General features: G+C 72.0%; 16 protein-coding genes. 11 read left to right on the top strand and 5 right to left on the bottom strand.

What is annotated here, in order from left to right; genetic code table 11:
- Positions 1 to 71: 71 nt before the first annotated feature.
- The 5 genes from ACWF9Z_RS05380 (at position 72) to serA (ending at position 8,624) form a co-directional block, all read left to right on the top strand.
- Positions 72 to 2,963, top strand: a complete 2,892-nt coding sequence (locus tag ACWF9Z_RS05380) for a putative bifunctional diguanylate cyclase/phosphodiesterase (RefSeq protein WP_453597679.1) — start codon at positions 72 to 74, stop codon at positions 2,961 to 2,963.
- A 215-nt stretch (positions 2,964 to 3,178) separates the two neighbouring features.
- Positions 3,179 to 5,065 (top strand): acetolactate synthase large subunit, encoded by a 1,887-nt coding sequence (locus ACWF9Z_RS05385; RefSeq protein WP_453597681.1) that lies wholly within the window; start codon positions 3,179 to 3,181, stop codon positions 5,063 to 5,065.
- Positions 5,066 to 5,096: 31 nt separating this feature from the next.
- The gene (gene ilvN, locus ACWF9Z_RS05390) at positions 5,097 to 5,621 is read left to right on the top strand and encodes an acetolactate synthase small subunit (protein WP_150517694.1); all 525 of its coding nucleotides are present in this window, start codon (positions 5,097 to 5,099) and stop codon (positions 5,619 to 5,621) included.
- A 135-nt stretch (positions 5,622 to 5,756) separates the two neighbouring features.
- Positions 5,757 to 6,758 (top strand): ketol-acid reductoisomerase, encoded by a 1,002-nt coding sequence (gene ilvC, locus ACWF9Z_RS05395; protein WP_453597684.1) that lies wholly within the window; start codon positions 5,757 to 5,759, stop codon positions 6,756 to 6,758.
- Between the two features lie 276 nt (positions 6,759 to 7,034).
- Positions 7,035 to 8,624, top strand: a complete 1,590-nt coding sequence (gene serA, locus ACWF9Z_RS05400; protein WP_453597686.1) for a phosphoglycerate dehydrogenase — start codon at positions 7,035 to 7,037, stop codon at positions 8,622 to 8,624.
- Between the two features lie 140 nt (positions 8,625 to 8,764).
- On the opposite strand, the gene ACWF9Z_RS05405 is transcribed toward serA, so the two are convergent.
- Positions 8,765 to 10,300, bottom strand: a complete 1,536-nt coding sequence (locus tag ACWF9Z_RS05405; protein WP_453597688.1) for an MFS transporter — start codon at positions 10,298 to 10,300, stop codon at positions 8,765 to 8,767.
- A gap of 103 nt (positions 10,301 to 10,403) precedes the next feature.
- Here ACWF9Z_RS05405 and ACWF9Z_RS05410 point away from each other — a divergent pair, with 103 nt between their 5' ends.
- Entirely contained in the window at positions 10,404 to 11,090 is a 687-nt protein-coding gene (locus ACWF9Z_RS05410) for a TetR/AcrR family transcriptional regulator (RefSeq protein WP_453597690.1), read from the top strand.
- On the opposite strand, the gene ACWF9Z_RS05415 is transcribed toward ACWF9Z_RS05410, so the two are convergent.
- Positions 11,056 to 11,691 (bottom strand): MarR family winged helix-turn-helix transcriptional regulator, encoded by a 636-nt coding sequence (locus tag ACWF9Z_RS05415; protein ID WP_453597692.1) that lies wholly within the window; start codon positions 11,689 to 11,691, stop codon positions 11,056 to 11,058. The genes ACWF9Z_RS05410 and ACWF9Z_RS05415 overlap by 35 nt on opposite strands.
- 87 nt (positions 11,692 to 11,778) lie before the next feature.
- On the opposite strand from ACWF9Z_RS05415, the gene ACWF9Z_RS05420 reads away from it, so the two are divergent.
- Positions 11,779 to 12,495, top strand: coding sequence for a DUF4386 domain-containing protein (locus ACWF9Z_RS05420; RefSeq protein ID WP_453597694.1), 717 nt, complete (start codon positions 11,779 to 11,781; stop codon positions 12,493 to 12,495).
- Position 12,496: 1 nt separating this feature from the next.
- Positions 12,497 to 13,258 carry an SDR family NAD(P)-dependent oxidoreductase gene (locus tag ACWF9Z_RS05425; protein WP_453597696.1) on the top strand — a complete coding sequence of 254 codons (762 nt, stop codon included), beginning with the start codon at positions 12,497 to 12,499 and terminating at the stop codon, positions 13,256 to 13,258.
- A gap of 91 nt (positions 13,259 to 13,349) precedes the next feature.
- On the opposite strand, the gene ACWF9Z_RS05430 is transcribed toward ACWF9Z_RS05425, so the two are convergent.
- Positions 13,350 to 14,690: a PucR family transcriptional regulator gene (locus ACWF9Z_RS05430; protein ID WP_453597698.1), complete on the bottom strand. Its 1,341-nt coding sequence runs from the start codon at positions 14,688 to 14,690 to the stop codon at positions 13,350 to 13,352.
- Positions 14,691 to 14,899: 209 nt separating this feature from the next.
- Here ACWF9Z_RS05430 and ACWF9Z_RS05435 point away from each other — a divergent pair, with 209 nt between their 5' ends.
- Complete coding sequence (locus ACWF9Z_RS05435; protein WP_453597700.1) at positions 14,900 to 15,826, top strand: proline dehydrogenase family protein; 927 nt, start codon at positions 14,900 to 14,902, stop codon at positions 15,824 to 15,826.
- A gap of 32 nt (positions 15,827 to 15,858) precedes the next feature.
- Positions 15,859 to 17,490 (top strand): L-glutamate gamma-semialdehyde dehydrogenase, encoded by a 1,632-nt coding sequence (pruA, locus tag ACWF9Z_RS05440; RefSeq protein ID WP_453597702.1) that lies wholly within the window; start codon positions 15,859 to 15,861, stop codon positions 17,488 to 17,490.
- Positions 17,491 to 17,599: 109 nt separating this feature from the next.
- Here the strand turns inward: pruA and ACWF9Z_RS05445 are convergent, their stop codons facing one another.
- On the bottom strand, positions 17,600 to 18,523 hold the full coding sequence (locus tag ACWF9Z_RS05445) for a quinone oxidoreductase family protein (protein ID WP_453597704.1): 924 nt from the start codon (positions 18,521 to 18,523) through the stop codon (positions 17,600 to 17,602).
- Positions 18,524 to 18,584: 61 nt separating this feature from the next.
- Complete coding sequence (locus ACWF9Z_RS05450; RefSeq protein ID WP_453597706.1) at positions 18,585 to 19,286, bottom strand: nitroreductase family protein; 702 nt, start codon at positions 19,284 to 19,286, stop codon at positions 18,585 to 18,587.
- Positions 19,287 to 19,564: 278 nt separating this feature from the next.
- Between ACWF9Z_RS05450 and ACWF9Z_RS05455 the strand changes: the two genes are divergently transcribed.
- Positions 19,565 to 20,071, top strand: a complete 507-nt coding sequence (locus ACWF9Z_RS05455) for a GNAT family N-acetyltransferase (protein ID WP_453597708.1) — start codon at positions 19,565 to 19,567, stop codon at positions 20,069 to 20,071.
- The last annotated feature ends 14 nt before the right edge of the window (positions 20,072 to 20,085 follow it).

The following is a 20,085-nucleotide window of genomic DNA, read 5'->3' on the forward strand; positions in this document are numbered from 1 at the left end:
AAAGATCGGACGCGGCGAAGCCGCCGCAGGCGACGATGGGGCACGCCGGAGCCGGCCGGCGAGGGGGGCCGGTGAGCGCCCCGGGGGCCGCGTTCCTGACCCGGCAGCCCCTCGCCGGCGGCAGCGGCAAGAACCTGGCGATGCAGCTCCTGCTCGCGGTGGTCAGCAGCGGGTACGCCGTGGGCGCCACCCTCGGCTGGGGCTCCGAGGAACTCGCCGAGTTCATGGGCGACTTCGGGCTCAGCGCCGCCGGGCTCCTGGCCGCGGTCTCCTGCTTCACCTACGCCCGGGCCATCGACAGCCGCGAGCGGCCCGCCTGGCTGCTGTTCGCGTTCTCCTCCCTCATGGGCGGCTGCGGCAACGCCGTCTGGGGCTGGTACGAGGTGGTCCTCGGCGAGAGCGTGCCGAAGCCCTCCATCGCCGACTTCGCGTTCCTCTGCTTCGCCCCGCCCGCCATCGTGGGCCTGCTCGTCCTCGCCAAGCGCCCGGTCACCAGGGCCGGCTGGGTCTGCCTCGGCCTCGACTCCTGGCTCATCGGCGGTTCCCTGCTCACCCTGTCCTGGAGCCTGGCCCTCGCCCACGCGGCGCGCACCGCCCAGTCCGGCGCCCCCGGGAGCGTTCCGCGCGCGGCCCTCTCGCTGGCCTACCCGCTGCTGGACATCGCGCTCGTCTCGATGGTCCTCGTGCTGCACTTCCGCCGCTCCGAGGCCAACCGCTCCGCCGTGAACACCGCCATCGCGGCCCTCGCGCTGACCGTGCTCAGCGACGCGCTCTTCACCTCGCCCCTGCTCAGCGCCGAGTACCAGTCCGGCCAGCTGCTCGACGCCGGCTGGTTCGCGGGCTCGCTGCTCCTCGCGTACGCCCCCTGGGGCGCCCGCCGCATCCACGGCGGACTGCCGGTGCCCGACCCCGCCGCCCGGGCGCGCGCCGAGCGGCCGCACAGCCGGCCCATCACCGGATCCCTGCCCGCCCTCACCCCGTACCTCGCGGCCGCCGTCTGCACGCTCGGCATCCTCTACAACGTGGTGGACGGCCGGAAGGTCGACCGGGTCGTCGTCTTCACCGGCTGCACCGTCGTGCTCGCGCTGGTCATCCGGCAGGGCATCATGCTCCTCGACAACATCGCGCTGACCCAGGAACTGGCCCAGAAGGAGAACCACTTCCGCTCCCTGGTCCAGGGCTCCAGCGACGTCATCATGATCGCCGCGCCCACCGGGACCCTGCGCTACGTCAGCCCCGCCGCCGCGGGGGTCTACGGCCGCGAGGCGGAGGAACTGGTCGGCACCGAGCTGGCCACCCTCATCCACCCCGACGACCTGGGCCGCGTGGTCCACGAGGTGCGCCGCTTCCTGGCCGCGCCGCCCACGGAGGAACCGACCACCCGCATCGAGTGCCGGTTCAAGTCCGGCGAGGGCGTATGGCTCAACGTGGAGTCCACCGTCAACCGCCACCAGGGCGGGCTCATCCTCAACAGCCGCGACGTCACCGAACGGGTCCGGCTGCAGGCGCAGCTCCAGCACAGCGCGGAGCACGACCCGCTCACCGACCTCCCCAACCGGGCCCTGTTCACCCGCCGGGTCCGCCAGGCCCTCACCGGCCGACGGGCGGGGGACCACAGCACCGCCGTCCTCTTCGTCGACCTCGACGGCTTCAAGGCGGTCAACGACACCATCGGCCACCAGGCGGGCGACGAACTGCTCATCGAGGCCGCCCGCCGGCTCCAGGACTCCGTCCGGGCCGGGGACACCGCGGCCCGCCTCGGCGGCGACGAGTTCGCCGCCCTGATCCAGGGCGACGGCAGCCGCGACCGCAGCGCCCGCGAGTACCAGGTCCACGAGATCGCCGACCGGCTGCGCACCACCCTCTCCCAGCCGTACCGGATCGCGGGCAGCGAGGTCCGGGTCGCCGCCAGCATCGGGGTGGCCTTCGCCGACCCCGGCATCACCCCTTCGGACCTCATGCGCAACGCGGATCTCGCGATGTACCGGGCCAAGGCGGGCGGCAAGAACCGCGTCGAGATGTACGCGCCGCAGATGCAGGACGAGGTCGTCCGCAGGACCGAGCTGGCGGGACGGCTGCGCACCGCCCTGCACGACGGCGAGTTCGCCCTGCTCCACCAGCCCGTGGTGTCCCTGGCCACCGGCGAGATCTCGGCGGTCGCGGCGCAGGCCCGGTGGCGCTCCGCCCAGGGGATCCTGTTCACGCCGGCGGAGTTCCTGCGGGCCGCCGCCGAGTACGGCGACGCGGGCCAGGCGGCCGTCCCGGACGCCTCGCGCACCGCCGAGCTGGGGCGCTGGCTGCTGGAGGAGGCCGTCGGCCAGGCCGCCGAACGGCACCGCGCGGGACACGACGTACCCGTGGCCGTGCGGATGACGGCCCAGCGGCTGCTGGACCGGTCGATGCCGCTGGGTTCCGTCGAGGCTTTGCTGACCCGGCACGGGCTGCCCTCGGGCGCGCTGGTCCTGGAGCTCGCCGTGTCCGACCCCAGGGTGCCCTTCGACGACCTGGAGCGACGGCTGGCGGCCCTGCGACGGCTCGGGGTCCTCATCGCCCTGGACGGCTTCGGCAGCGGTTACGCGGCCATCAGCGCGCTGCGCCGCCTCCCGGTGGACATGCTCAAACTGGACCGCGGCCTGGTGGAGGGCGTCGTGGAGTCCCCCCGCCTGCACAAGATCACCGCCGGTTTGTTGCGGATCGCAAACGACCTCGGCATGCAGTCGGCGGCGGAGGGCGTGGACCTGCCCGAGCAGGTCCTGGCCCTGCGCGCGATGGGCTGCAGCCATGGGCAGGGATCGGCCTTCTCGGGCCCCTTGGACGAGTACAGGCTGCGGCGCGCGCTCGTGCGCGGTACGTTCCCAGTACCGGGAGGTGCGGTCCAGCCCGCATTGGCCGGCGGCTCGTCCGGGGGATCCATGGTCATCCGTAGAGGCTCACATAATGAGACGCCCGTCCCACCCACTTGACATCACCCTCCCGCCGGAGGGAGGGTCAATGCCATGCGCACCCGAATTCTCGTACTTGGAAAGCGCGTCGGCTGAAGCTGGGGCCAGCATGTCCCCGCTCAACGCACCCGACGCGCTCCCCTCGCTTGCCTCCCGGCACGAGGGGTTTTTTGTTGCACTGGCAACGTCGCATCTCGTAAAACCCTCCTCGCAAAACCCTCAGCTTCGAGAAGAGAATGCCGATGACCGAGCAGGCCACCGGGGCCCACCATCCGCAGCCGCGGCCCCGTAACGGCGGACAGCAGTCCACCGCAGTTGAGCACGTCACGGGTGCGCAGTCCCTCATCCGCTCTCTCGAAGAGGTGGGGTGCGACACCGTCTTCGGCATCCCGGGCGGAGCCATCCTCCCGGCGTACGACCCGATGATGGACTCCAAGAAGGTCCGTCACATCCTGGTCCGCCACGAGCAGGGGGCCGGCCACGCCGCCACCGGCTACGCGCAGGCCACCGGCAAGGTCGGCGTCTGCATGGCCACCTCCGGTCCGGGCGCCACCAACCTGGTCACCCCCATCGCCGACGCGCACATGGACTCCGTGCCGCTCGTCGCGATCACCGGCCAGGTCTCCTCCAAGGCGATCGGCACCGACGCCTTCCAGGAGGCGGACATCGTCGGCATCACCATGCCGATCACCAAGCACAACTTCCTGGTGACCAGGGCCGAGGACATCCCGCGGACGATCGCCGAGGCCTTCCACATCGCCTCGACCGGCCGCCCCGGCCCGGTCCTGGTCGACATCGCCAAGGACGCCCTGCAGGCGAAGACCACCTTCACGTGGCCGCCCGCCCAGGACCTCCCGGGCTACCGTCCGGTCACCAAGCCGCACGCCAAGCAGATCCGCGAGGCCGCCAAGCTCATCTGTCAGGCCAAGCGTCCGGTCCTGTACATCGGCGGCGGCGTGATGAAGTCCGGCGCGACCGCCGAGCTGAAGGTCCTCGCCGAGCTGACCGGCGTCCCGGTCACCACCACCCTGATGGCGCTGGGCTCCTTCCCCGACAGCCACCCGCTGCACGTGGGCATGCCGGGCATGCACGGCGCGGTCACGGCCGTCACCGCCCTGCAGAAGTCGGACCTGCTGATCGCGCTGGGCACCCGCTTCGACGACCGCGTCACCGGCAAGCTGGACAGCTTCGCCCCGTTCGCGAAGATCATCCACGCGGACATCGACCCCGCCGAGATCGGCAAGAACCGCGCGGTGGACGTCCCGATCGTCGGTGACGCCCGCGAGGTCATCGCCGATCTGATCCAGGCGGTCCAGGCCGAGCACACCGAGGGCCAGCCCGGCGACTACAGCGCCTGGTGGAAGGACCTCAGCCGCTGGCGCGAGACGTACCCGCTGGGCTACGAGAAGCCCTCCGAGGACGTGCTGTCGCCGCAGCAGGTCATCCAGCGCATCGGCCAGATGGCCCCCGAACACACCATCTACGCGGCGGGCGTCGGCCAGCACCAGATGTGGGCCTCGCACTTCGTCAACTACGAGGAGCCCCGCACCTGGCTGAACTCCGGCGGCGCCGGAACCATGGGCTACGCGGTCCCGGCCGCGATGGGCGCCAAGGTCGGCATGCCGGACCGCACGGTCTGGGCGATCGACGGCGACGGCTGCTTCCAGATGACCAATCAGGAACTGGTCACCTGCGCGCTGAACAACATCCCGATCAAGGTCGCGATCATCAACAACGGCGCGCTGGGCATGGTCCGCCAGTGGCAGACCCTGTTCTACAACCAGCGCTACTCCAACACCGTGCTGCACGCGGACGACACGGGCCACGACACCGTCGGCTCCCAGCTCGGCGAGTCCTCCGCCCCCCGCAAGGGCACCCGCGTCCCCGACTTCGTGAAGCTGTCCGAGGCCATGGGCTGCGTGGCGCTGCGCTGCGAGGACCCGGCCGACCTGGACCGCGTCATCGCCGAGGCCAACGCGATCAACGACCGTACGGTCGTCATCGACTTCATCGTCCACGAGGACGCCATGGTGTGGCCGATGGTCGCCGCCGGCACCTCGAACGACGAGGTCCTGGCCGCCCGGGGCGTCCGTCCCGACTTCGGCGACAACGAAGACGACTGAGCCGAGAGAGCCGAGAGAGAGAACGCCTCACATGTCCAAGCACACGCTCTCCGTCCTGGTCGAGAACACGCCCGGCATCCTCGCCCGGATCGCCGCGCTGTTCTCCCGCCGCGGGTTCAACATCGACTCGCTCGCGGTCGGTGTCACCGAGCACCCCGACATCTCGCGCATCACCATCGTCGTGAACGTCGAGGACCTGCCGCTCGAGCAGGTGACCAAACAGCTCAACAAGCTGGTCAACGTGCTCAAGATCGTCGAGCTCGAGGCGCACAACGCCATCGAGCGCGAACTCGTTCTGGTGAAGGTCCGCGCCGACAACGAGACGCGCTCCCAGATCGTCGAGATCGTCCAGCTGTTCCGCGCCAAGACGGTCGACGTCTCCCCGGAAGCCGTCACCATCGAGGCCACCGGCGGCACCGACAAGCTCGGCGCGATGCTCAAGATGCTGGAGCCCTTCGGCATCAAGGAGCTCGTCCAGTCCGGCACGATCGCCATAGGGCGTGGCGGCCGGTCCATCACGGACCGCAGCCTGCGCGCGCTCGACCGCAGCGCCTGAGCCCGTCCGGGCCGGTGACGCCGGCCCGGACACGCCTCACGTTCCTCGCTCGCTCGTATGGCGAGACCGAGAACCACGTATTCCGTTCCCCGCCGTACGGTGGGAGCAACACCAGCGCACCAAGGAGATATCCCAGTGGCCGAGCTGTTCTACGAGAACGACGCCGACCTGTCCATCATCCAGGGCCGCAAGGTCGCGGTCATCGGTTACGGCAGCCAGGGCCACGCCCACGCGCTGTCGCTCCGTGACTCCGGCGTCGACGTCGTCGTCGGCCTGCACGAAGGCTCCAAGTCCAAGGCCAAGGCAGAGGAGCAGGGCCTGAAGGTCCTCCCCGTCGCCGAGGCCGCCGCCTGGGCGAACGTCATCATGATCCTGACCCCGGACCCGCTCCAGGCCGAGATCTACGAGGCGTCCATCAAGCAGCACCTGGAAGAGGGCGACGCGCTCTTCTTCGGTCACGGCTTCAACGTCCGCTACGGCTTCATCAAGCCCCCGGCCAACGTGGACGTCGCCCTGGTGGCCCCGAAGGGCCCGGGCCACCTGGTCCGCCGTCAGTACGAGGAAGGCCGCGGCGTGCCCTGCATCGCCGCCGTCGAGCAGGACGCCTCCGGCTCCGCCTTCGCGCTCGCGCTCTCGTACGCGGCCGGCATCGGCGGCACCCGCGCCGGCGTCATCAAGACCACCTTCACCGAGGAGACCGAGACCGACCTGTTCGGTGAGCAGGCCGTCCTCTGCGGTGGCGCCTCCGCCCTGGTCAAGGCCGGTTTCGAGACCCTGACCGAGGCCGGCTACCAGCCGGAGATCGCGTACTTCGAGTGCCTGCACGAGCTGAAGCTCATCGTGGACCTCATGTACGAGGGCGGCCTGGAGAAGATGCGCTGGTCGGTCTCCGAGACCGCCGAGTGGGGCGACTACATCACCGGTCCCCGCATCATCACGGACGCCACCAAGGCCGAGATGAAGAAGGTCCTCGCGGAGATCCAGAGCGGCGAGTTCGCCAACACCTGGATGGCCGAGTACAAGGCGGGTCTGCCGAAGTACAACGCGTACAAGAACGCCGACGAGGCACACCTGCTCGAGACGACCGGCAAGAAGCTGCGCAAGCTGATGAGCTGGGTCGACAACGACGAGAGCTGATCCCGTGCGCGGCGGGGCCGGGACGGTGACTCCCGGCCCCGCCGCGCATCGGTACCGGGATGCGCGAAAGGGGCCTCGAATGGCCCCGCTTGTCCACCCCGGCCAATCACGGACGGGTGATCCTTCCGTGGAGGCGGAAATCCATCCCGGATCCGCCACTACACTGCTCAACACAACGCGTCAGGCCCACAGTGTCGTGCGTCTTCCACGCGGCTACCCCCTCCACCGCCTGCGGCCGTCGGGACGGCCGTCCGCACTGGACTTGTGAGGACCCACGTGAGCTCGAAACCTGTCGTACTCATTGCCGAAGAGCTGTCGCCCGCCACGGTGGAGGCGCTCGGTCCGGACTTCGAGATCCGGCACTGCAACGGCGCGGACCGCGCCGAGCTGCTCCCCGCGATCGCCGATGTCGACGCCATCCTGGTGCGCTCCGCGACCAAGGTCGACGCCGAGGCCATCGCCGTCGCGAAGAAGCTGAGGGTCGTCGCCCGCGCCGGAGTCGGCCTGGACAACGTCGACGTGTCCGCCGCCACCAAGGCCGGCGTGATGGTCGTGAACGCCCCGACCTCGAACATCGTGACGGCCGCCGAGCTGGCCTGCGGCCTCCTCGTCGCCACCGCGCGCAACATTCCGCAGGCCAACACCGCCCTGAAGAACGGCGAGTGGAAGCGGAACAAGTACACGGGCGTCGAGCTCAGCGAGAAGACCCTCGGCGTCGTCGGCCTCGGCCGCATCGGCGTGCTGGTCGCGCAGCGCATGTCGGCCTTCGGCATGAAGATCGTCGCGTACGACCCCTACGTGCAGCCCGCGCGCGCCGCCCAGATGGGCGTCAAGATGCTGACGCTGGACGAGCTCCTGGAGGTCGCCGACTTCATCACCGTGCACCTGCCCAAGACCCCCGAGACCCTCGGTCTCATCGGGGACGAGGCCCTGCACAAAGTGAAGCCGTCCGTCCGCATCGTCAACGCCGCCCGCGGCGGGATCGTGGACGAGGCCGCGCTGTACTCGGCCATCAAGGAGGGCCGCGTCGCCGGCGCCGGTCTCGACGTGTACGCGAAGGAGCCCTGCACGGACTCCCCGCTGTTCGAGCTCGACCAGGTCGTCTGCACCCCGCACCTCGGCGCGTCCACGGACGAGGCCCAGGAGAAGGCCGGCGTGTCGGTCGCCACGTCGGTGCGCCTCGCGCTCGCCGGCGAGCTCGTGCCGGACGCGGTCAACGTCCAGGGCGGGGTCATCGCCGAGGACGTCCGCCCGGGCCTGCCGCTCGCGGAGAAGCTCGGCCGCATCTTCACCGCCCTCGCGGGCGAGGTCGCGGTCCGTCTCGACGTGGAGGTCTGCGGCGAGATCACCCAGCACGACGTCAAGGTGCTCGAACTCTCCGCGCTCAAGGGTGTCTTCGAGGACGTCGTCGACGAGACGGTCTCCTACGTCAACGCCCCCCTCTTCGCGCAGGAGCGCGGCGTCGAGGTCCGCCTGACCACCTCGTCGGAGTCCCCGGACCACCGCAACGTGGTGACCGTCCGCGGCACCCTGTCGGACGGCTCGGACGTCTCGGTCTCCGGCACGCTCGTGGGTCCCAAGCACCTGCAGAAGATCGTCGGCATCGGCGACTACGACGTGGACCTGGCGCTCGCCGACCACATGGTCGTCCTGCGCTACGCCGACCGCCCCGGCGTGGTCGGCACCGTCGGCCGCATCCTCGGCGAGGGCGGCCTGAACATCGCGGGCATGCAGGTCGCCCGCGCCGAGGAGGGTGGCGAGGCGCTCGTCGTCCTCACGGTCGACGCCGCCGTCCCGGTGAACGTCCTCGCGGACATCGCCACCGAGATCGGCGCGGTCTCGGCCCGTACGGTCAGCCTCCGCTGACGTTTCGACAGCGGACGTAGGAGATACGCGAAGGGCCCGGGGAGCTCCCCGGGCCCTTTCGTGTTCCATGCCGTCCCAGAGCTCCGCCGGGACCTCCGGCCTCGGCCAGGCCCTCCGGATCCCGGGCCTTCCCGAGTCGCTCAGCGCGCGAGTGCCGCGTCGGCGCGGGCCTCCTGCGCGGCGGCCGGGGCGGTGGCTCCGCGGCCCCGGAGCAGGATCGCGGCGAGCAGCGCCGCCGCGAGCAGCAGGACCGTACCGCCCCAGGCCGCGTACTGCATTCCGTGGACGAACGCCTCGCGGGCCACGGTCAGGACCTGCCCGCCCGCCGCGCCGCCGAGCTCCTGCGCGGTGGCCACGGCCCCGCCGAGGGTCTCCCGTACGGCGGGCTCGGAGTCCGCGAGGTCGGAGCGGTAGACGGCGGTGCCGAGGCTGCCGAGGACGGCCATCCCGAGGGCGCCGCCGAACTCCTGGCCCGTCTCCAGCAAGGAGGCGGCGGAACCGGCCTTCTCGGCGGGGGCGGCGCCGAGCGCCATGTCGGAGACCAGGGACATCACGGTGACGATGCCGCTGGCGAGGACGCCGGCGCCGGCCAGCAGCAGCCACAGCGAGTCCGTGCCGACCAGGCCGATCAGGGCGAACCCGGCCGCGCCGAGGAGGAAACCGCCCGCGATGACGTACGCCCGGTCGGTCTTCTGGGCGAGGGCCGCGCTGGCGGGGGCGGCGGCGCCGATGACGACCGAGGGGGCCAGGCTCCACAGGGCGGCCTCGAGGGTGCCCATGCCGAGCACCGACTGCAGGTACTGGGTGGTGAAGTAGGCCGAGCCCATCATGGCGAAGGCGGCGATGGTGTGCAGACCGATGCCGGCGCCGAATCCGCGGCCCCGGAAGAGCGCCCGGGAGACCATGGCGTCCTCACGGGTGCGCTGGCGGCGCACGAAGGCGTACCCGAAGGCCAGGCCGACGGCGAGGCAGCCGGCGCGGAGCGGGGTGAAGCCCTCGGCGGCGATCTGCTTGAGGCCGTAGACCACCGGCAGCACGGCGGCCGTCGACAGCGGCACGCTCAGCAGGTCGAAGCGGCCGGGGGCCGGGTCCTTGAACTCCGGTACCAGCACGGGGACCAGGGCGAGCAGGAGCAGCATCGCGGGCACGTTGATCAGGAAGACGGATCCCCACCAGAAGTGGTCGAGCATCACTCCGCTCATCACGGAGCCCAGCGCGATGCCGCCGGTCATGGCGCCGGACCAGATCGCGATGGCCTTGCCGCGCTGCTTGTCGTCATGGAAGAGGTTGCGCACCAGGGCGAGCGTGGAGGGCATCAGGGTGGCCCCGCCGATGCCGAGCAGGACGCGGGCCGCGATGAGCATCCCGGCGCTGGAGGCGTAGGCGGCGGTGACGGAGGCGAGTCCGAAGGCGGTCGCACCGATGAGCAGCAGCTTGCGGCGGCCGATCCGGTCACCGAGCGAGCCCATCGTGATCAGCAGGCCGGCGAGGGCGAAGGCGTAGCTGTCGAAGATCCAGAGCTGCTGGGTGGCGCTGGGGTCGAGCTCCCGGGTGATGGCGGGGATGGCGAAGTAGAGGACGGAGACGTCCATCGAGACCAGGAGGAGGGGAAGCAGGAGGACGGTGAAGGCGGTCCATTCCCGGCGACCGGCGAGACGCGCTGCGGGGTTCGTCATGAGCAGTAATGTACAAGTGTCATAAACACTTGTCTAGTACGTGCGTATGGAACGGCTGTGTGGAACGTTTGTCTTGGACGGGCGTCTTGGCTACCGTGAAGGCATGGGACATCGCGACGACTTGCTGGAAGGCGCCAAGAAGTGCCTGGTCGAGAAGGGATTCGTGCGCACGACCGCGCGCGACATCGTGAAGGCCTCGGGTGCGAACCTGGCCTCGATCGGCTACCACTACGGCTCCAAGGACGCGCTCATGACGGAGGCGTTCATCGGCGTCATCCAGGAGTGGGGTGATCAGTTCACGGCCGGAGTGAAGGGGGAGGGCGGCTCCCTGGAGCGCTTCCGCTCGGTGTGGGACGGGGTGTACTCCGGGCGCGAGGAGTCCGGCCCGATCTGGGCGGCCAGCATGGAGATCGCGCTGACCCCCGACCGGATGCCGGAGCTGCGCGCGATGCTCGCCGTCTCACAGGGGGAGGGGCGCAGGGGGCTGGTCTCGATGTTCACCGGCGTGCCCGAGGAGGACCTGACCGAGGAGGACCTGCGGACCGCCGGCACGTTCTACCAGGCCCTGCTGAACGGGTTCATGCTCCAGTGGCTCTTCGACCCCGCGTCGGCCGCGACCCCGGCGGACCTGACCGAGGGGATGCGGCGGGCGGTCGGAGCGATGGCGGGGACGGCGGCCGGAGCGGCTGTCGAGGCCGAGGCTGAAGTTGAAGCCGAGGGCGGGGCTGAGGGTGGGGCCCGGGGTGGGGCCGAGGTCAAGGCCGGGGGCGAGGCCGGGGTTCAGGGCTGATCGGATCCGGAACTGCCGCTGCGGAGCCCGCGTTCGGCGCGCCACCGGGTGCGCCGGCGGGTCCGCTGCCGCGCCCGGTACTGCCGCCGCCCGTTGCCGGGCGCACCGAGCGGTAGCCCGGATGGACGCCCGGGGTCAGGCCCTGGGTGTCGGCCAGCCGGCCCAGCAGGGCCGCCAGTTGGTCCCGCTCCTGCGTCGACAGGGGCTCGCAGACCTGCTGTTCGTGCGCCGTCGCCACCTCGCGCAGGCCGGCCAGCAGGGCGGTGCCGGCGTCGGCGAGGAACAGCGCGTACAGCCGCCGGTCCTGCGGATTGCGGCGGCGCTCGATGAGTCCGCGCGCCTCCAGGTCGTCGGCGAAGGCCACGAAGCGGCTCGGCGGCATGCCGAGTACGTCGGCCAGTTCGCGCTGGCTGCGGCCGGGGGTCCGGCCGAGGAGGCGCAGCAGTCCCGCCTGGGCCGGGGTCAGTCCGAGTGCGGAGACCCGCTCGGCGAAGCGCTCGGCGGCGTGTGCGCCGAGCTGGGCCAGGAGGAAGGCCACGCCGGGTGGGCGCGGGCCCGGGCCCGCGGCGGGGCCGCCGTCACCGTCATCAGTCGTTCCCATGGGGAAACCGTAACAGCTTGACAATCGTTTCAGCTTGTAATCATTCTGGAAAGGAACGGACTGGACGGACGAGGAAACGAGAACGCCATGACCGCCGCACCTGCCCCCGGACAACGGCCCGACCGGCCCGACCGGCCCGACCGAGGCCCCCAGGCCGGGCCGCCCCTGCTGGCACCCGTACTGGCCCTGACCGGCCTGACCATCGCCTACGTGGTCCTGAACCGGGCCACTCCGCACCCCGACGCCACCGGCCTGGAGGTCCTGCGGTACGCCGCGGGCCACCGCACCACCGCCGAGCTCGGCGCCCTCCTGCTCCTCGGCGCGGCCGTGCCGATGGCCCTGATCGCGGCCGTCCTCTACCGGCGGCTGCGCGCGCTCGGCATCACGGCGCCCGGATCCGCGATCACCCTGGCCGGCGGGGTGCTGGCCGCCGCGGCGCTGATGCTGAGCGCCATGTCCGGCTGGGCCGGGGCCCGGCTCGCGCAGAGCGCCGGGCCCGACCTCGCGCGGGCCCTGGCCGACCTGGCCTTCTTCGCCGGCGGGCCCGCGTACGCCGCGATGTTCGCCCTGCTGCTGGCCGGGGTCGCCGTGCCCGGGCTGCTCGCCGGTCTGCTGCCGAGGGCCCTGGCCTGGGCAGGGCTGGTACTGGCAGCCGTGGGGATGTCGGCCCTGCTCGGGCTGGTGGTGGACGGGTTCCAGTACCTGCTGCCCGTGGTTCGCTTCGGCGGGCTGGTCTGGCTGGTGTGGGCCGCGGTGAAGCTCCCGCGGACCCGGCACGACCTCGGCCGGGCGGGGGCGCGCTGACATGGCGAACCACCCCGAACTGGCCGGCCGTACGGTCGTCGTCACCGGCGGCAGCCGGGGCATCGGAGCCGCCACCGCCCACGCCTTCGCCGCCGAGGGGGCCCGGGTCTGCGTCGTCGGCCGGGACGAGGAGGCTCTGGCCGGCGTGGTCGGCGCGATCGCCGTCGAGGGCGGCACGGCGATGTCCGTCACCGCCGACGTCACCGACTCCGCGGCCCTGGCCCGGGTCCGCGAGGAGACGGAGCGGCGGCTGGGTCCGGTGGACGTACTGGCCGCCTTCGCGGGCGGTCAGGGCCGGCCCGTCCCCACCGCCGAACTCACGGAGGAGCGCTGGCGCGAGGTCCTGGACGCGGATCTCACCTCCGCCTTCCTGACCGTACGGACCTTCCTGCCCGGCATGCTGGAGCGCGGCCGCGGCAGCGTGATCACCATGTCCTCGGCGGCCGGTCGGCAACCCGGTCGGGCGAACCTCGCCTACGGGGTGGCCAGCGCGGGCCTGGTGATGCTGACCCGGCACCTGGCGACCGAGGTGGGACCGCGCGGGATCCGGGTCAACTGCCTCGCGCCTTCGGTGATCCTGACCGAGAGGTCCGCCGTCCAGATGCCGGCCGAGGTCCGCGAACAACTGGCACGGGCCCACCCGCTGGGCCGCCTCGGCCTCCCGCGGGACGTGGCCGCCTGCGCGCTCTTCCTCGCCTCGGACGGAGCGTCCTGGCTCAGCGGCATCACCCTGGACGTGGCGGGCGGCCGGATCACGGGGTGACCCGACCGGGGCCGGTCGCCGCCCGCCGGGGCCGTTCGGGTGGGCGCCGGTCGGTCGTGCGCCACCCGGCCCGGCCCTGGCCCCGGGCCCGTCACCCGTGCAGACGGGCCGCCTTGAGGGCCATGTGGAGGAGCAGCCGGTCCTCGCCCTCGTCCAGGTCGAGGCCGGTCAGCTGCTCCACGCGGGAGATGCGGTAGTACAGGGTCTGGCGGTGGATCCCCAGGGCCGCCGCCGCGCGGCCCGCCTGCCCGGCGCAGTCCAGGAACACCTCGGCGGTCCGGGCCAGTTCGGAGTGGGCCGGGCCGAGCAGGGCGTGGGCCGCCGGATCGTCCAGGGCCTCCTCCGCCACGGACGCCAGAATCCGGTAGGGCCCGATGGCGGACCACTGCGCGACCGGGCCCAGCCGCGGCCGCGCGCCCGCAGCCCGCGCCGCGGCGACGGCCTGCTGCCAGGCGGCGGGCAGTCCCGCGAGCGCCCGCACGGGATCGGACACCCCGGCGGTCGTCCCGCCCGCCCCGGACGGGCCGGAACCCGCTCCGCCCGTTCCGCCCACTCGGTCCGAGACGGGGGCGGCCGCACGCTGCCCGGCCGCACGCTGCCCGGCCGCACGCTGCCCGGCCGCCCCGGCCGCGGTGGTGCCCGGTCCGGCGGCCGCGCGGGGCATCAGCCGCGAGATCGCCGTCAGGGCCGGGGCCAGCGGGTCCGTACCGCGCATGCGGATCAGGACCGCCAGGGACCGCCGTCCCGGTCCGGCCGGCCCGGCCGGGCCGCGCGAGCCGGAGTCCGGCTCCTCCTCGCCGTCCCCGGGCCGGGGGACCACGCACACGGCCGCCGCTCCCGGGACCGACGCCGGAGCTTCCCCGGACCAGGGGCTCACGCACACCGCCGCGTGCAGCCCCTCCTCGCCCGGACCGAGCGCCACCCGGAGCGCGGCCACCGCCATGTCCTGCTGCCGGCCCCGTCCGGCGGTGAGCACCGCCAGGAACTCCCGGGACAGGCCGGCCCCCGCCCGCGCCTCCTCGGCGAGGAGGATCCCGATGCGCTGGGCCACCTCCATGGCCGCCGCCAGCGCCCCCGCGTCTGGGCTGGGCTCCTGGTCGAGGAGCCATACGTAGCCCTGGACGATCCCGCGGTGGCGCACCGGCAGGCAGATCCGGCCCCGGAACACCCCGGCCTCCGGAGCCGCCGGGATCCGTACCGGTCCGCTGGCGCGGGCGATCCCGAAGCCCTCGAACCAGGAGCGGACGGCCGCGGTCGACTGGCGGGTGAGGATCGAGCGGGTCCGCACCGGGTCCAGCACGAGTTCGCTGCCGTCGCTGTCGCTGTCGTGCGCGCCGAAGGCGATGAGGCGGAAGTCCCGGTTCTCCAGCGTCGCCGGAGCGCCGAGCAGCGCCGAGATCTCGTCCACCAGGTCCTGGTAATCGCCCTTCACCCGCACATTCTCCCACCCGCCGGCCGGCCCCTCAGACAGATGTATGAGATCCCGGCCACGGATGCGTGACAGCTGTCGATGGCAGAGGATCAGGAAGATCCCTAGGTTTCACGGTGGTTTCACTCGCGTTTTCCCTATGGCCAACGTCGTCCCGGCGTGGGGCCGTATGCCCTGCTTCAGCTCAGTCAGCCACCCGTTGGAGGTACCCCGTGCTGGGTCCCGCGATCCTCGCCGCCTCGCGCAGCGACAAGATGCGCCGAATCGTCTCTGCCGCCCCGGTGACCAAGCCCGTGGTGAACCGGTTCATCCCGGGTGAGACGGTCGACCAGGTGCTCCCGATCGTCGAGGACCTCACGGGCAAGGGCCTGGAAGTGACCCTCGACGTCGTCGGCGAGGACATCACCACGGTGGAGCAGTCGCACGCCGCGCGCGACGCGTACCTGCAGCTCATCGAGCAGCTGGCGACCCTGGGCCTCGGTGAGACCGCCGAGATGTCGGTGAAGCTCTCGATGTTCGGCCAGGCGCTGGAAGGCGGGCACGAGCTGGCCCTCGCCAACGTCCGCCCGGTGGTCGAGGCCGCCGCCGCGATCGGCACGACCGTCACCCTGGACGCCGAGGACCACACCACCCTCGACTCGATGTTCGCCATCCACGAGGAGCTGCGCCGCGACTTCCCGCAGACCGGCTGCGTGATCCAGGCGTACCTCTTCCGCACCGAGGCCGACGCCCGGCGCCTGGCCGCCTCCGGCAGCCGCGTACGGATCGTGAAGGGCGCCTACAAGGAGCCCGCCGAGGTCGCGTACCAGGACAAGGCCGAGATCGACAAGGCGTACGTCCGCATCCTGAAGACCCTCATGGACGGCGACGGCTACCCGATGATCGGGTCCCACGACCCGCGCCTGATCGCCATCGGCCAGGAGCTCGCGCGCAAGGCCGGGCGCAAGCTGGACGAGTACGAGTTCCAGATGCTCTACGGCATCCGCAGCGAGGAGCACCTGCGCCTGGCCGCCGAAGGACACCGGATGCGCGTCTACACGGCGTACGGGACCGACTGGTACGGCTACTTCATGCGGCGCCTCGCGGAGAAGCCCGCCAACCTCCTCTTCTTCCTCCGCTCGATGATCACCAAGAACTAGGCACCCCACTAGCTCAAGGAGTTACCAGTTTCATGGATGCTGTGACCCAGGTCCCCGCGCCGGTCAACGAGCCGGTCCACTCGTACGCCCCCGGCACCCCGGAGCGCGCGCGTCTCGAGACCCAGCTGAAGCAGCTGTCCGAGAACCCGATCGACCTCCCGATGACCGTCAACGGCGTCAAGCGGATGGGCGGCGGCGAGCGCTTCGACGTCGTGCAGCCGCACGACCACAAGTCGGTCATCGGTACGTACGCGAACGCCACGAAGGCCGACGCGCAGGAGGCCGTCGACGCCGCCCTGGCCGCCGCCCCGGCCTGGCGCTCGATGTCCTTCGACGACCGCGCCGCGATCATCCTGCGCGCCGCCGAGCTGCTGGCCGGCCCGTGGCGCGAGAAGCTGGCCGCCTCCACCATGCTCGGCCAGTCGAAGACCGCGCAGCAGGCCGAGATCGACTGCCCGTGCGAGCTCGTCGACTTCTGGCGCTTCAACGTGCACTTCGCCCGCCAGATCCTGGCCGAGCAGCCGGGCGCCAACTCGGCCGGCGTGTGGAACCGCAGCGACCACCGTCCGCTCGAGGGCTTCGTCTACGCGATCACGCCGTTCAACTTCACCGCCATCGCGGGCAACCTGCCGACCGCCCCGGCCCTGATGGGCAACGTGGTCGTCTGGAAGCCGTCCCCGACGCAGACCCACTCCGCGGTCCTCCTCATGGAGCTGCTGGAGGAGGCCGGCCTGCCGAAGGGCGTCATCAACCTGGTGACGGGCGACGGCATCGCCGTCTCCGAGGTGGCGCTGACGCACCCCGAGCTCGCGGGCATCCACTTCACCGGTTCGACCAAGACCTTCCAGCACCTGTGGAAGACGGTCGGCACCAACATCGAGAAGTACAAGTCCTACCCGCGCCTGGTCGGCGAGACCGGCGGCAAGGACTTCGTCGTCGCGCACCCGTCCGCGGACCGCGCGACCCTCAAGACCGCTCTGACCCGCGGCTCCTTCGAGTACCAGGGCCAGAAGTGCTCGGCGTCCTCGCGCGCCTACGTCCCGGCCTCGATCTGGAACGACGGTTTCAAGGAGGCCTTCGCGGCCGAGGTCGACGGCATCACCATGGGTGACGTCCGCGACCTGACGAACTTCATCGGCGCCGTCATCGACGAGCGGTCCTTCGCGAAGAACAAGGCCGCCATCGACCGGGCCATCGCCGACCCGACCTGCGAGATCGTCGCGGGCGGCGTGTACGACGACTCGGAGGGCTACTTCGTCCGCCCGACGGTCATCGCGTGCACGGACCCGGAGAACGAGGTCTTCACGACCGAGTACTTCGGTCCGATCCTGGCGGTCCACGTGTACGAGGACGCCGACTTCGACGCCATGCTGGCGCAGATGGAGTCCGTCTCGGCGTACGCCCTGACCGGCTCGATCATCGCGGGGGACCGCTACGCGGCCGCCGACGCGATGGAGAAGCTCCGCTTCGCGGCGGGCAACTTCTACATCAACGACAAGTCGACCGGCGCCGTCGTCGGCCAGCAGCCCTTCGGCGGCGGCCGTGCCTCGGGCACCAACGACAAGGCCGGCGCGGCGACGAACCTGCAGCGCTGGACCTCGACCCGCTCCATCAAGGAGACCCTGGTCGCGCCGACCGAGTACGGCTACCCCCACATGGGCTGATCCCGGCCCCGCTGAACCCCGCCCCCGCTCCGGTACCCCCATGTCCGGAGCGGGGGCGGTCCCGTGTCCGGGCGGGGGCGGTCCCGTGTCCGGGCGGGTCCGCGCCCTCCTACGGGACGAGCACGACCTTGCCCAGGTTTTCGCGCCGCTCGATCACGGCGTGCGCGCGGGCCGCCTCGGCGAGGGGGATCTCCTCGTGCACGGCGGTGCGCAGGGTGCCCGCCCCGCGCAGCTCCCACAGCTCGCGCCGCCAGCGCTCGTACAGCTCGGGCTTGCCGGTGGCGACGGCCCGCATCTGGAAACCGGTCACCGAGGCGCCGCGGACCAGGAGTTCGTACGCCTCCACCGTGCCGCCGCCGGAGCCGAAGGCCACCAGCCGGCCTCCGGTCGCCAGGGCCCGTACGGCCGGGCCCAGCAGATCGCCGCCGACGCCGTCGAGGACCACGTCGTACGGGGCTCCCCAGTCGGCGTCCTCGTACAGGACGACCTCGTCGGCGCCCAGGCCCCGTACGAACGCCGCCTTCCCGGCGCTGCCGACGGCGGCGACGACGCGGCTCGCCCCGCCGGCCTTGGCGAACTGCAGGGCGAGCGTCCCCACGGCGCTGGCGGCCGCCGTGACCAGGACCGACTCCCCGGGCTCCACCCGCGCGGCCTCGTACGCGCCGCGTGCGACCAGCCCGCTGCGGACCAGAGCGACCGCCTCGACGGCGCTCGCGCCGTCCGGGATCCGGGAGGTCATCGCGGCGCCCAGGACCGCGAACTCGGCGTAGGCGTCGGCGAAACACAGCCCCGTGACGCGGTCGCCCACGGCGAAGCCCGCGACCCCCTCTCCGGTGGCGGCGACCCGCCCGGCGACCTCGCCGCCGAACGGCGTCGCCGTGCTGCCCTCCCGGACCTTGCGGACGGTGGGCAGGGTCACCCCGACGGCCTCGGAACGGACGAGGACCTCACCCGGCCCCGGAACGGGTACCGGGACGTCCTCCGCGAAGAGGACTTCGGGGCCGCCGTTGACCTCGTGGCGGATGCGGAGCATGGGGGGACCTCCCGTTGTCGATCTTGTGGAGGTCTCACGGTAACTCCGCGCGGTCCGCTCCCTAGACCTCGAGCAGGACCTGGTCCAGGGACTTGCGGGTCAGGTCCGGGACCTCGCAGTCCTCGGACGGGTAGCCGACCGGGATGACGGCGAAGGCCTTTTCGTTCTCCGGGCGGTTCAGGACGCGGGAGAGGAAGCGCATCGGGCTCGGGGTGTGGATCAGCGCGGCCAGGCCCGACAGGTGGAGGGCGGACAGCAGCATGCCGACCGCGATGCCGACCGACTCGTCGACGTAGTAGTGCTTGTGCTTCGTACCGTCCTCGCCGAGCCAGTAGCGCTGCTGGAAGACCACGATCAGGGCCGGGGCGTCGGTCAGGTGGGTCTTCACGGCGTCGGTGCCGATGGGGCGCAGGGCCGCGAGCCATTCGTCGCCGAGCCGGCCGTCGTAGGACAGCTGCTCCTCCTGCTCGGCGGCGGCGCGGATCCGCCCCCGTACGGCCGGGTCCTTGACCAGGACGAAGGTCCACGGCTGCTGGTGCGCCCCCGAGGGCGCGGTCGCGGCGCACGCGACGGCGTCGCGGACCACCTGCTCGGGCACCGGGTCGGGGGAGAAGTGGCGTACGGTCCTGCGTCCGTCCATCCGCGTACGCAGCTCGGCGGCGCGCGCGAGGGATTCCTCGCCCGGCATCCGCTCGGGGCGGTAGGGGGCGGGACGGTAGGGCTGGCCGTGGATCGGGGTCCACTGCTGGGTCTCGGGCGACATGCGCCGAGTCTGCCGAGGCAATGGTCCAGACCGCCAGACGCGCGTCGGCCGAATCCGGCCGGTCCGAGCCCCTGCGCGTCCGCATGGCGGGGATCCGTGGGGCGGGGGTCTGACGCCGGGCACGCTCGCGCTCGCCGGCCACCGCCGCGGCAGGTACGCGAGACTGGTGCCCGACGGACCGCCGCCGGCCGGGCCCGGTGCCCCGGCCGGGACCTCGGCGGCCGCACACCCGGGAGCCCCGGCTTCCGCACCTGGTGGACCCCATGGCTGGAGCAGGAATGAGCATCCTCGTACGGCACACCTCCCAGCTCGGGAGCGACGGACTCCGCGAGGTGCGGGAGCTGCTCGACGGGGCCTTCGGCGGGGACTTCGCGGACGAGGACTTCGAGCACGCGCTCGGGGGGATGCACGTGCTGGTCCACGAGGGCGGGGAGCTCGTCGCGCACGGGAGCGTCGTGCAGCGGCGGGTGCTGCACGGCGGGCGCGCGCTGCGGACCGGGTACGTCGAGGCGGTGGCCGTGCGCGGCGACCGGCGGCGGCGCGGGCTCGGCGGGGCGGTGATGGAGGCGGTCGAGGAGGTGCTCTCGCGGGCCTACGTGCTCGGGGCGCTCAGTGCCTCCGCCGCCGGGGCCCGGCTGTACGCCGGACGGGGCTGGGGGGTGTGGGGCGGGGAGATCGGGGTGGGGGGGCCCCCCGGGGCCCCGCCGGGCGCGGCGGAGGTGGGGGCCACCTCTGTCTCGTATAAAAAAAATAAACCGCCCCCCAAAAAAGAGGTGTTTATATAGGTGGTGGGGGGATG

Source organism: Streptomyces sp. NPDC054961, from assembly GCF_053609145.1.

Bases quoted from the DNA above. Each gene is read 5' to 3' on its own strand.
- ACWF9Z_RS05410 (WP_453597690.1), top strand. From the start codon at position 10,404: ATGGGACATCGCGACGACTTGCTGGAAGGCGCCAAGAAGTGCCTGGTC.
- ACWF9Z_RS05415 (WP_453597692.1), bottom strand. From the start codon at position 11,691: ATGGGAACGACTGATGACGGTGACGGCGGCCCCGCCGCGGGCCCGGGC.
- ACWF9Z_RS05445 (WP_453597704.1), bottom strand. From the start codon at position 18,523: ATGCTCCGCATCCGCCACGAGGTCAACGGCGGCCCCGAAGTCCTCTTC.
- ACWF9Z_RS05455 (WP_453597708.1), top strand. From the start codon at position 19,565: ATGAGCATCCTCGTACGGCACACCTCCCAGCTCGGGAGCGACGGACTC.
- pruA (WP_453597702.1), top strand. From the start codon at position 15,859: ATGGATGCTGTGACCCAGGTCCCCGCGCCGGTCAACGAGCCGGTCCAC.
- ilvN (WP_150517694.1), top strand. From the start codon at position 5,097: ATGTCCAAGCACACGCTCTCCGTCCTGGTCGAGAACACGCCCGGCATC.
- ACWF9Z_RS05420 (WP_453597694.1), top strand. From the start codon at position 11,779: ATGACCGCCGCACCTGCCCCCGGACAACGGCCCGACCGGCCCGACCGG.
- ACWF9Z_RS05405 (WP_453597688.1), bottom strand. From the start codon at position 10,300: ATGACGAACCCCGCAGCGCGTCTCGCCGGTCGCCGGGAATGGACCGCC.
- ACWF9Z_RS05450 (WP_453597706.1), bottom strand. From the start codon at position 19,286: ATGTCGCCCGAGACCCAGCAGTGGACCCCGATCCACGGCCAGCCCTAC.
- ACWF9Z_RS05385 (WP_453597681.1), top strand. From the start codon at position 3,179: ATGCCGATGACCGAGCAGGCCACCGGGGCCCACCATCCGCAGCCGCGG.
- ACWF9Z_RS05425 (WP_453597696.1), top strand. From the start codon at position 12,497: ATGGCGAACCACCCCGAACTGGCCGGCCGTACGGTCGTCGTCACCGGC.